General features: G+C 46.0%; 9 protein-coding genes. 1 reads left to right on the forward strand and 8 read right to left on the reverse strand.

The window, feature by feature from the left end; translation table 11 throughout:
* The first annotated feature begins 185 nt into the window (after positions 1-185).
* Positions 186-1,322, forward strand: a complete 1,137-nt coding sequence (locus BD749_RS11545; RefSeq protein ID WP_101444479.1) for a hypothetical protein — start codon at positions 186-188, stop codon at positions 1,320-1,322.
* Between the two features lie 217 nt (positions 1,323-1,539).
* Here BD749_RS11545 and BD749_RS11550 read toward each other — a convergent pair whose 3' ends face one another.
* From BD749_RS11550 to BD749_RS11585, 8 genes are all read right to left on the reverse strand, one after another.
* Positions 1,540-1,998, reverse strand: coding sequence for a hypothetical protein (locus BD749_RS11550; RefSeq protein WP_101444480.1), 459 nt, complete (start codon positions 1,996-1,998; stop codon positions 1,540-1,542).
* 91 nt (positions 1,999-2,089) lie between these two features.
* Complete coding sequence (locus BD749_RS11555; protein WP_101444481.1) at positions 2,090-2,596, reverse strand: DUF4385 domain-containing protein; 507 nt, start codon at positions 2,594-2,596, stop codon at positions 2,090-2,092.
* Positions 2,568-4,646, reverse strand: coding sequence for a cation:proton antiporter (locus BD749_RS11560; protein WP_101444482.1), 2,079 nt, complete (start codon positions 4,644-4,646; stop codon positions 2,568-2,570). Before BD749_RS11560 ends, BD749_RS11555 begins: the two co-directional genes overlap by 29 nt.
* 1,420 nt (positions 4,647-6,066) lie before the next feature.
* Complete coding sequence (locus tag BD749_RS11565; protein ID WP_101444483.1) at positions 6,067-7,677, reverse strand: Ig-like domain-containing protein; 1,611 nt, start codon at positions 7,675-7,677, stop codon at positions 6,067-6,069.
* A gap of 75 nt (positions 7,678-7,752) precedes the next feature.
* On the reverse strand, positions 7,753-8,640 hold the full coding sequence (locus tag BD749_RS11570) for a class I SAM-dependent methyltransferase (protein WP_101444484.1): 888 nt from the start codon (positions 8,638-8,640) through the stop codon (positions 7,753-7,755).
* The gene (gene mnmG / locus BD749_RS11575; RefSeq protein WP_101444485.1) at positions 8,641-10,503 is read right to left on the reverse strand and encodes a tRNA uridine-5-carboxymethylaminomethyl(34) synthesis enzyme MnmG; all 1,863 of its coding nucleotides are present in this window, start codon (positions 10,501-10,503) and stop codon (positions 8,641-8,643) included.
* A gap of 66 nt (positions 10,504-10,569) precedes the next feature.
* On the reverse strand, positions 10,570-10,998 hold the full coding sequence (ybeY, locus tag BD749_RS11580) for an rRNA maturation RNase YbeY (RefSeq protein ID WP_101444486.1): 429 nt from the start codon (positions 10,996-10,998) through the stop codon (positions 10,570-10,572).
* Positions 10,982-11,407: an ATP-binding protein gene (locus BD749_RS11585; protein ID WP_101444487.1), complete on the reverse strand. Its 426-nt coding sequence runs from the start codon at positions 11,405-11,407 to the stop codon at positions 10,982-10,984. Before BD749_RS11585 ends, ybeY begins: the two co-directional genes overlap by 17 nt.
* Positions 11,408-11,425 lie beyond the last annotated feature (18 nt).

Raw genomic sequence — 11,425 nt, forward strand, 5'->3', positions numbered from 1 at the left:
GCTCGTTACAGATTTTCGGGCATGGCGGTACCTGCATCTTTTAATTCTCCATTATTATCTTGTAGAATCAGGAGAATATAGGTTATAAAATTCCGGCTGTTAACAATTTCTTAACATTGGCGACACTACCTCTCGCCTATTATGTGATAACTTGCGTCGTTTTTTAATCTCACCCAACTTTTGAAATGGCTAAGAAAAAGAAGGCCCCAAAACACGTTTTACCAGCTCAACCACACAAGTTCACCAAGCGGGTTGGCCTGTTGGACGTGGTCGTACAGAAGGAAAAGAAGTTCCTTTACTTTATCGCATTCTCCCTGATCATGGCAGGTGCTGTTTATCCTTATCCTTCTATCGCCATGTGGGTGGGCTTTGCCTTTGCGGGCTACTCGGCCATTGCCAACGACAGTATCCAGACCATCGGTACGTTCATCGGCTCCAACGAGGACAAGAAATGGTACTGGCAGTGGCTCTTTATGGGGCTTATTTTTGTATTCACGGTAACCTACAGCTGGGTTGTGTTTGACGGGGACGTATCGTACCAGCGTCTGGCCACGCCCGGCCTCGACAAAGCGCCTACCAACTTCGTCTACCTGCAGCTGGCAGCCCCCATTATCCTGCTGCTCTTAACCAGGTTCCGTATACCGGTTTCCACCACGTTCATGCTGCTTAGCGTGTTCACGGCTACCTCGGGCACTATCCTGAGTATGCTCAACAAAAGTATAGCGGGCTATATAGTCGCCTTTCTCTCTGCCCTGATCATTTACATCACGCTTACAAAGGTTATCAAACGCTTTATTAAGGGCGAGGCGCATGCTTTCTGGGTATGGGCGCAATGGATAATCAGTGGTTTCTTGTGGTACATCTGGCTGGCGCAAGACCTGGCCAACATTGCCGTATACCTGCCGCGCCAGCTCAATGTGTACGAATTCCTGGCCTTCACGCTCTTTATCTTCCTGGGTCTTGGATTTCTGTTCTTTAAGAAAGGAGACAAGATCCAGAACATCATCAACGAGAAATCGGAGGTACGCGATGTGCGCAGCGCCACCATCATTGACCTGGTGTATGCCCTGATACTTTATGTTTTCAAGGAAGTGAACAACGTGCCGATGAGTACGACCTGGGTGTTCATTGGTTTGCTGGCAGGCCGCGAGTTAGGTATGCGCCTTAGAGCTCAGGACAGCAGCCTGAAGATTGCCAAGACAATGAACCTGATCGGCAAGGACATCCTGTCTGTGACGATCGGTTTGATCATCTCTATGATCCTTGCAATTGCCATCAACCCGGCTATACAGGAGGAGATTTACAATTTCTTCTTTAACTAAGGTATAGCCCTTTTACTATAAAAAAGGACCGGCTTACACCGGTCCTTTTCTGTTTCCTGCTGCGTACTAACTTTCCTGAAATGGCTTTTCTATACCTGAAAGCCCAGGTATAAACGACCCACCTTCCGCTATTATACCTGGCTGTTCACAATCGATTGGGCAAAAAAAATCCCGGCTCCTTTTTCAGAAGCCGGGATCTGGTGTGTTTCTATTTGATTTATTTCTCTGGCCAAACGACCTCCAGGTTGTCGTTGATGAACACCCCGAAGTTTACAGCGATCAGTTGGTCTTCATCGAAGTACAGGTCGATCATCTCCTTTTCATAAGAAATGCGGGTTTCGCCTGTTTCCATTTCTTCTTCTTCCAGATCCTCGTAACCGTGGTCAGCGAACAGTCTTTTGAGTTGCTCCTGGCTCATCTCAAAAATACGCTCTTCCCACAATTTCACGTCGCGGTTAGCCGTTTCAATGCAGCTCAACCGGTAGTCGTCTTCCTTGTCGAAGTAAAGCGAATAGCCCTCTTCCCAGTAGTTCCAGGCCTGGTGCTCAAACTCATCTTCTTCGTCAGACTCCTCTATCTCTTCAGGTTCGCCCAATAGCGCTTCTACTTCTTCCATTGTAAGGCCAAACTTGATCTTACCAAGCCCTTTGCCTAACCTGATTTCTTTGTTAACCATGTTGCTCTCTAGTTTTATCTTGTATGCAAAGATATGTGATTTACTAAATTAGGTATTAAAAGGTTAAAGGATTATCGATCCTTCGGTAATTTTAGACTTCATATTTTGCCCGGAAGTCAGCCATCATTTCTTTATACGTTTCATTCTCCTTGGCCTGGTCCCATTTCGCCTTAAAGATGCGGGCCGACTCTGCTTTTACCGGATCGGGGTCCAGCGGCAGTTGGTCACGGCCATGGGCCCCGCTCTGTCCTTTCTTACCGTCCGGAACCGGGCCCTCATACTTTTGGCCTGTGCGGTGGTTAGCGTAGCGGCGTGAGCGGGTATAGCCCATTTGCAAAAACTTGCGTGCCATATCGGCGCCCACAAAGTCGTTCTGACGAAGGTAATCAAGAAACAGACCGTAGATATGCTCCGACGACTCCCGTGCGATCTCAGGCGTCTTAAAGCGCCAATACGGCAATATCTCCGACTTATAGGGTTCTACCAGTAACACGCCCTGCTCTCCCTTGCCGACGCGGTATAGCTCAGGGTTCTTCCTAAAATCTGTTTTCTTGAAATCGAGGTCGTAATCAAAAGCCTTCTTTTTCGCTTGTTTCATTGGTATACCCGGTTGTCTTGAACTGATTGTCCTGATATACGTTCGGGTGCTGCTCCGGATATACAATGATAAAGCTATTGTCTTTGTAGTTACGTGACATCACGCGCGGCACATTGTCGAGCACGCCGTTGTAAGACACTGTGCCTCTTCGCGCCGATACTACCACTACCATGTCGTCTTTGCCTATACCTGTCTGGTTGTGCTCAAATTCTGCCATACTTGGTCGTGGCGTATAGGTGGCATCTATGGCTGGCTTACTGGTCTTTACCGTGGACCTGATGTGGTTTATCGTCCGGCGTCCTGCCATAAACACGACTTTCGCTCCCAATTGCGTGGCCATCAGTCGCACGGCCCGCATCCAGCGCAAGAAGCCTCGCTCCAGTTCGGCGTTGGCAGGCACAATTACCACCAGGCGGCTGGTTGTGTTCAGCGGCTGCATGATTTTACATACCAGTATCATCTGCTCGGTGTTCTCCAGCAGATTGTCCAGCACGGTGCCGAAGATGCGGTCGCGGGTTGTGATCTTGGCGTTCCAACCCAGCACGACTTCGGTTATCATCAGTTCCTTTATAGCACGCAGTATGCCGCTGGCTATGTTGATGTCAATCTTAGAGACCAACTCCACATCATTGTCCGTAGCAGAAGCGTGTTTAATGGCCTCCTGCAGCATTTTGTTCTTCTTGAAGATTTCTTCTTCGGCCTGCTCATTGTCCAGCACCACTGCAAGCGGGTAAATGGGCTCTTTGTAATCCGGGTTACGCAACATGATGGATAGGTCGATCAGATTCTCGATGTTCTGCGGATTGGCAATTGGTACGAGTATGCGGTCTGGCTTTTCGCTCAGGTTTGGCTTGCGGCGGCTCTCGATAATGGCCAGTTTCTTACCTGCTTTTTCCGTAACGAATGAGCTAATCAGGCAGCTGACCAGTATTAGAACAATGGTGCCATTTAGTGCTTCCTCGTTTATAATGCCAAGATTATATCCGACCAGTATCACTGCCAATGTTGCCGCCGCATGAGAACTGCTTAATCCGAATATCAGATTACGTTGCGTGGCACTATAGCCATATACCTTCTGTGTGGCCCAGGCAGCCAGGTATTTCGTTACCAATGCTATCACTACAATGACACCTGCTATGATCAGGGCTTCTGTGCCGCGGAAGAGCACACTCAGGTCCACGATCATTCCTACATTGATCAGGAAGAATGGAATGAAGATGTTGTTGCCCACAAACTCAATGCGGTTCATGAGCGCTGAGGAATGCGGTATAAGTGTATTGAGTGCCAAACCTGCCAGGAAGGCTCCAATGATTGCTTCTACTCCGGCTACCTCTGCCAGAAACGCCGCTGCAAACACCATGGTGAGTACGAAGATGTACTGCGCTCCCTTCTCGCTTTCTATCTGTTTGAAAAACCAACTGGCAATCCGTGGAAACACAAACAGGACGATGCTTCCGAATATTGTCAACGAGATAGCTAGTTTTATCCAGTACCATAAATCCAGATTCCCTGCCGCTCCACCTGCTACTACGGCCAGCACCAACAGTACCGCCGTGTCAGTTACGATGGTGCCTCCAATCGTTACGGTTACCGCTTCATTCTTGCTTAGACCTAACCGGCTTGCAATGGGGTAAGCAATCAGAGTATGCGACGAGAACATGCTGGATAGAAGTATAGCCGAGATCAGTTCATACTCCATGACATAATAAAAGACTACTGTACCTGTAATAATTGGTATAAGGAAGGTGAATGCGCCGAACACCAGGCTTTTGTTTTTGTTCTTTTTAAAATCGATCATGTCGATTTCGAGCCCGGCCAAAAACATGATGTAGAGCAAACCCACCGTACCGAACAATATAATACTGGAGTCGCGCTGGAGCAGGTTAAATCCGTTTGGCCCTACTATTACGCCGGCCAGTATGAGACCCACTATACCCGGTATTTTCAGCTTGTTGAGTATAATGGGAGCAATCAGGATTATCAGCAGTACCAGCGTAAAGATCAGCACTGGGTCTTCGAAGGGAGGAACCAGCTTTAGAAGTAATGTCATAGTTTTGTGTTTGTGTGTCTTTGTTTCGCCTTATAAAGATAAAGCTTTTATTTTTTTGCGCTCTCCCGCCGCTCTGTCCCCTCTCCTGATCGGTCTTTCTTTTTCTCTTTTTGGGCTGACTTATCCAGCTTTCCACATCTTACCTGACCTTATTAATTTTAATTAGATAAATTTTTAAATAAATCTTCTTTCATCATTAAGGCTGTTTATAAGTTGATAAGTGTGGAACATCTTGACTTGTCCTCATTTTAATTTTCTATACCTTGCCTTTGCACCTGGCTTCCCACAATCACTTCTGCCTGCTGCTTTTTGTCTTTCAATTACTTATCCCCTTTTTCCACTTTTACCCATTTTGTGTGCGTTACTTTTTTCACATGCCGGTTGCCCCGTGGAAAAGCCTTTTTTGCTCCTACCTTTGTTAACTGCTTTCCACTTTTTATGTGTTCCACAGCCCCTTTGTCCTATCTGTGGAACATTAGTGTTTTAAGTTATCAGATTTGCTCCACACTTGTCCACAGTTATACCCACCTTTTTTGTGGATTTCTAAACAGCTTTTTTGATTTCAGAAAATACATATTTTTTCTGCGCTTGTTTTAGCCGATTTTACCTCTTACGGCATTTGCAGAACTTTATTTACGCATCACTGCTCAGATTATTTTGGTCATAGTTCCACGCATTTCGCAATACTTCTTTGCATCTCTTTTATTGCCTTGTATTGCGATTGAAATTTAGTGAGGCTACACCCTACCACGCGTATCAATGTGGTAAGCTAAGCGCGTCCTAATTCTGTTCATTTCTCTGGTTGGCTCTACCGGGCAGCTTTACCTGTTTTTTGGTATTACCCATACCTGTAGCAATACCTGCCATTAAAGGCTATATGAATTTAGCTCATCTAATGGACAGCTTATACCTTGCTTTGGTGTGCTTATGCCTGGACTAGATCTGCTTTAGCTTTATATTTCTAAGAAGCTGATTGTGCTATTGGGCGTGCGGGCTTAAAGTATATTTTGGTTGAGGCTGCAGAATGGTGATGACATACTTTTCACTTTTCTGACTTGTTGCCAGTTCGTGTTGCCTCTTACTTCTTAGTAGTGCCTCTTTATTTAACTTACTGTATAGCTCATGGAGCAGTATTGTTGCTATACCGCTTCTATCCTGGGCTTGTAATCGTTGTGCATTGATTTGATTGGTGCCTGACTCTCGTCGCGTTCGTTTTGTAGGTTTCTTTAGATATTCTTTTGTGCCAATTTCTATACCTTGATCTGAAGTTTACATCCGTCTTTTTTCTGTGGATAGCACTACCATTTCCTGCCTGTTTATGATTTGTTTTGCTTTTCCGCGGTTTTTATCCACTCTTAGGTTGATGCGCTTGTTCCTGCCAAGTCATAAAAAAAGGAAGCTGTCACCAGCTTCCTTTTTACTAAAATGCTATGTTTTCTTCCATGTCCCAGTTCGCCCGGATCTCTAATGGCTTATCGTGCAGGTATACCTGTTCGGGTTCTTTTATAAGTTCAGGGTCTCCTCCATCCCACTTGCCGTTGTTGTTGGCATCCAGTATTACTCTAATGTAATAGGTACCAGGTTCAATGTTTCTAAAGTTGAATGTTTTGGCATTGCGTACCTGGTTCTTCACTTTGTATTCATTGTCTACCAACTGAATTATGTAATTTGTTTGCTGCGTCTTTACCCCTCCTCTCAGGCTTCCTGCGCCACGTGCTTCTGCTATTGTCAGTTGTATGGGCGGTTTGCTGAATTGGTCCCCTTGCACAGGTACTATTCCTGCACTGTCCAGTATGATGGTTGCTTCCCGTGCCGTGCCAGTCCACTTTGGCATTGTAAAGCTGATTTCCGTAGCAGAGCGGTCCAGTCTCACCTGATCCGGATACGTTAGTCTGGCGACTTCTATGCTATCGGCAAGCAGACGGATGGGCTCTTTTGTTTGTATTCTTACAGGTGTTTCCAATTCAATCGTTACCTGCTGCCCTATTGCAATCGTATTGTTGCCATTGCTGCCACTTGCCTTTAGCCTGGCCCCATTTACCCGCTGTGCGCGCTTTCCCTCGAATGCTATCTGAACAGTGTCTACCGTTCTGTTCGCTGCTGAATCCAACGCGGTTAGTACAGCGCTGCCTCCCGTGAAACGATTGTTTCCGAATATGTCTATGATCTTCCCGTCTGCCGATATCTTATGGACCAAAGTATCTTTAGGCATGCCCGCAGGTATGGCATAGAATCGCTCTATACCTTCTCCATAGTTAGCTATGAAGCGGTCTGTATACCTTTCGCGCCGTTGCAGTATAGGGCGCTTGGTATCTATTCTCACTGTTTGAAGCACTACGTCCTGCTTTGCACTTGTCACGCGTATGGGCTCTGCTTTATAAGCTATCCATTCATCTTCGCTATCATAAAGCGAGTTGTTGTTCTTGTCCGTCAACGCATAAATCCTGTACTCGCCGTCTTTTATGTTTTCAAATGTAAACTCTCCATTTGCATTGGCCTGCGTCTGGTAGTAGGGTCTGCTTTTGCGGATGCTAAGCGTATCGTTTGTCGGGTACAAGGCCACCACTGCCTCCTTCTCCGGTTGTTGCGTCTGCAGTCTTACTACCTGACCGCTTACCCTGCTGGAATCTATAAAGCTGCCTGTGCTGAACGTAAGTCCAAGCCCTTCTGCAATGTTCTTTTCGGTGATGTCCTGTATACCTTTCCTGAAGTTTAAGGTATAGGTGGTGTTTGCTTCGAATGGCTCCTCAAATACCAGTTCCAATCGGGTTTTGCTCATTCGCACCTGGTATTTGTTTTCGGTGAAAGGCGTAATGAGTAATTCCTTTTGAAGGTTGTTTGGCTGCACCTCTTCGTCGAAGTCCAATGTAATGGTGCGTGTGCTGACGTTAAGCTCTTTGGGCTTGGGATTGCTGTTCAGGAGTTTTGGCGCTTCCTCGTCTTTCGGCCCCCCTTCCGGATTGTTTATGCTGGCACATGAGGCAAGTGCGCTTAGGGTTGTGGCAATAAAAATGCTGTTGACAATTTTCATCTACTATTCGTTTAAATGAAAAACAGGCAAACTTTCGCTTGCCTTGTTCTTATTTATTAACACTTTTTGAGCTAGTTATTTTCGTTTCGCTACAAAGATTAAGCTCGAATAATCATTGCCATTTTTCTCTGCGTAGCTGTTCGACTTAAACCCATTCACTACACTGCTGATGACTTTTGTCTTTCCCTCCTTTTGCTTTTCACTCAACATGCTCACATAGTAGGCATCAAATTTCATAGGCAATACTTCCTCCAGTTTCATCTTATGCTTTTTGAGCAAGCGCTTCATTGTAGACTGGGTGAAATGGTATAGATGGCGCGGTACATCGTAGGCTGCCCAGTTTGCTTTGTACTGTTGGGCATCATGCGAGTCCGCATTTGGGACTGCAATGATCAATGTTCCGTCCTCTTGTAGTAAATTGATGAGTTCGGCCAATGTCTCGTTGAGGGTATGCACATGCTCCAGTACGTGCCACAGCGTAATGACCTCAAATTTTTCGCCAGCGATTTCTTCCAGACCTTTCGCAATCAACTCGCCTGTCAACGAGGCTGCTTCCTCACGTGCACGACCATTAGGTTCTATCCCCCGAATATCCCAGCCATCCTGTTTGCAGGCGTTTAGGAATACTCCTGTTCCACATCCGTAGTCCAGAATTGTTCCTTTTGTTATGGCCTGTCTGTTGATAAGCTCTACCTTTTGCTTCGTTGTAATGGAGCGCACCACATGATAGGCTCTGTTGATAATGCCCGTCTTAATGTTGCTATGCGATATGTATTCCTCAGATTCGTAATACTTATCAATACTGGCAGCATCCGGGCGCGGGTTAGTGAATTTGAAAGTGCAGTTCTCACACTCTACTATCACAAAGCTCTCTTTTGAGACCGCGTTATCTGTCACTACCAGAAAGTTCTTAAAATCTTCTTTGCCACATATCGGGCATTGCTCCAGTCTTTCGTAGCTCATTTATTTTCCAAGGTATACCATTAGAACTGATATGTCAGCAGGTGATACGCCACTGATTCGCGATGCCTGTCCAATTGTCTCAGGCTGTACGCGCAATAATTTTTCGCGTGCTTCCGCCGACAGAGCAGGTATGTTACGGTAATCTATTTTCTCTTTGATATTGTAATCCTCAAGTTCGCCCATTTTGGCTGCCATGGTATGCTCCTTCAAAATGTAGCTCTCATATTTCACAGCTATTTCTGCCTGTTCCACACTATCAGCTTTGAATTTGCTTAGGTACTCAGCTACGGCAGGTATGGCTTCCGCTATATGCTTTATCTCAATGTTTGGTCTTTTGATCAGCTGCCCTGCCCGCTGCTTCTCCACTATAGGAGCTGACCCCATTTGCTCCAGCATGCTGTTGATATCTCCAGGCTCAATTGGCTTATTATTAAGATAGGAGATGATTTCAGCGGTTTCAGTAATCTTCTTATCCACAGCGGCCATACGGTTTTCGTCAGCCAGACCCAGTTCATATCCGAGCTTCGTTAAGCGGATATCCGCATTATCCTGACGTAATAAGATGCGGTGCTCTGCTCTGGAAGTGAACATGCGGTAAGGCTCATCTGTCCCTTTATTTACCAAGTCATCGATCAATACACCGATATAGGCTTCGGAGCGTTTCAGTATAAACGGTGCTTTTTCGTTTATCTTGTTATGAGCGTTTATACCTGCCATCAATCCCTGGCACGCAGCTTCTTCATATCCGGTTGTTCCGTTAATCTGGCCAGCAAAATACAGGTTCTGTATCAGCTTCGTTTCCAGCGTCAGGTTCAGCTGAGTTGGTGGGAAGAAGTCATATTCAATGGCGTAACCTGGACGGAACATCTTCGCATTCTCAAAGCCAACGATCCTACGAAGTGCTTTCATTTGCACATCCTCAGGTAGCGAACTGGAAAAACCGTTTACGTATACCTCAACCGTGTTCCAGCCTTCTGGTTCCACAAAAATCTGGTGACGGTCGCGATCTGCAAATCGGTTGATCTTGTCTTCAATTGAAGGACAGTAGCGGGGACCTAAACCCTGGATACGACCCTGAAACATCGGCGACTTTTCGAAGCCTGTCTTCAGGATCTCGTGAACATCCGAATTAGTATAGGTGATGAAACAGCTGCGCTGTTTTGCCAATGGTGTTGTTTCTGTATAAGAGAACTTCGATGGATTCTCATCTCCGAACTGTTCCTCCATCCGGCTGTAATCTAATGAGCGACCGTCTACTCGTGGAGGTGTGCCCGTCTTCATCCGACCTGCTTCGAAACCTAATTGGATTAGCTGTTCGGTTATGCCTTTAGCAGACTTCTCTGCTGAGCGACCCCCTCCCATTTGCTTCTCACCTATGTGGATAATACCATTCAGAAACGTACCATTCGTTAAGATAACGGCCTTTCCACGTATAGTTATCCCCAAGCTGGTGCGCACACCAACGGCTTTTCCGCCTTCTACTTCTATACCTGTTACCATTTCCTGCCAGAAGTCTACGTTCTCTGTTTGCTCCAGTGTCAGGCGCCAGGCTTCAGCAAAGCGCATACGATCGCTTTGCGCACGAGGGCTCCACATGGCAGGGCCTTTGGATTTATTAAGCATGCGGAACTGGATCATGGTTTCATCGGTAATGATACCGCTCATGCCACCCAGTGCATCCACTTCCCGCACAATCTGGCCTTTTGCTACGCCTCCCATTGCTGGGTTACAAGACATTTGTGCTATGGTGTTCATGTTCATGGTTGCCAAAAGAACTTTAGAGCCCATTTTGGCTGCGGCTGCAGCTGCTTCGCAGCCTGCATGACCCGCACCTACAACTATGATATCGTATTCTGGAAACATGTATTCAGGATTTAGAGATGTTTCACGTGAAACATCAAAGAAGGGTTGGTAATTCCTTAATTGCGATTAAAATTTCCGCAAAGATAAGGAAGAATCTTCTAGTTTGCGCATAGCTGCTTCCTGCTCAGGGGTTTTATCTTTAAAACCAAGCAGGTGAAGTACGCCATGTATAAGGACGCGGTGAAGTTCGTCGTGAAAAGAGGTTCCGTGCGTAGCAGCATTGTCGCGCACGCGGTCTATGCTTATAAAAATATCACCTTCGATAGTGCCTTCTATGTCGGCATTGTCGAAGGTGATGATGTCTGTGAGCGTGTCGTGGTCGAGATACTCCACGTTGATCTGATGCAGGTAATCGTCAGAACAGAAAATATAGGTTAGACTTACAAGTTCTTGTTCGTGTTGCTCAATGATGTCTGCAATCCAGTCGGAGATCTGCTCTGGGTTTTCCAGCGAGAAATCAATGTCCTCGCTGAAGAACTCAATTGGATGATCCATTCTGTAAGGAAGTGATGTTAAATATAAGTTGCACCTTTTTGCCGTTGTCAAGGAAGTTTACCTCGTCGCACAAATTACGCATCAGGAAAATGCCACGACCACCCGGGTTCTCCAGGTTTTCTGGAGCAGTAGGGTCAGGCAGGGTGTCATAATCAAAGCCCGGGCCTTCATCTTCAATTTCAAAAAGAAGCTGATTATTCTCTACCTGCAGGGTGAGGTATACTAGTTTTTCCTTGTCGAATTTATTGCCATGGCGAATGGCGTTATTGACAGACTCTGTAACGGCTACCATGATGTTTCCATACACATCGTCTTCAAACTCGAATTCTTCCTTTGAATTGTCTATGAAGCTCTCTATAACCCGGATGTTCTCGATTAAGGAAGGAATCTGAATTTTAACCTGATTCATATTACTTGTTAGTGATGC

Origin of the sequence: Pontibacter ramchanderi (genome assembly GCF_002846395.1) — a bacterium.
Taxonomy (GTDB): Bacteria; Bacteroidota; Bacteroidia; order Cytophagales; family Hymenobacteraceae; genus Pontibacter; species Pontibacter ramchanderi.

Bases quoted from the DNA above. Each gene is read 5' to 3' on its own strand.
- BD749_RS11560 (WP_101444482.1), bottom strand. From the start codon at position 4,646: ATGACATTACTTCTAAAGCTGGTTCCTCCCTTCGAAGACCCAGTGCTG.
- ybeY (WP_101444486.1), bottom strand. From the start codon at position 10,998: ATGGATCATCCAATTGAGTTCTTCAGCGAGGACATTGATTTCTCGCTG.
- BD749_RS11570 (WP_101444484.1), bottom strand. From the start codon at position 8,640: ATGAGCTACGAAAGACTGGAGCAATGCCCGATATGTGGCAAAGAAGAT.
- BD749_RS11585 (WP_101444487.1), bottom strand. From the start codon at position 11,407: ATGAATCAGGTTAAAATTCAGATTCCTTCCTTAATCGAGAACATCCGG.
- BD749_RS11555 (WP_101444481.1), bottom strand. From the start codon at position 2,596: ATGAAACAAGCGAAAAAGAAGGCTTTTGATTACGACCTCGATTTCAAG.
- mnmG (WP_101444485.1), bottom strand. From the start codon at position 10,503: ATGTTTCCAGAATACGATATCATAGTTGTAGGTGCGGGTCATGCAGGC.
- BD749_RS11550 (WP_101444480.1), bottom strand. From the start codon at position 1,998: ATGGTTAACAAAGAAATCAGGTTAGGCAAAGGGCTTGGTAAGATCAAG.
- BD749_RS11565 (WP_101444483.1), bottom strand. From the start codon at position 7,677: ATGAAAATTGTCAACAGCATTTTTATTGCCACAACCCTAAGCGCACTT.
- BD749_RS11545 (WP_101444479.1), top strand. From the start codon at position 186: ATGGCTAAGAAAAAGAAGGCCCCAAAACACGTTTTACCAGCTCAACCA.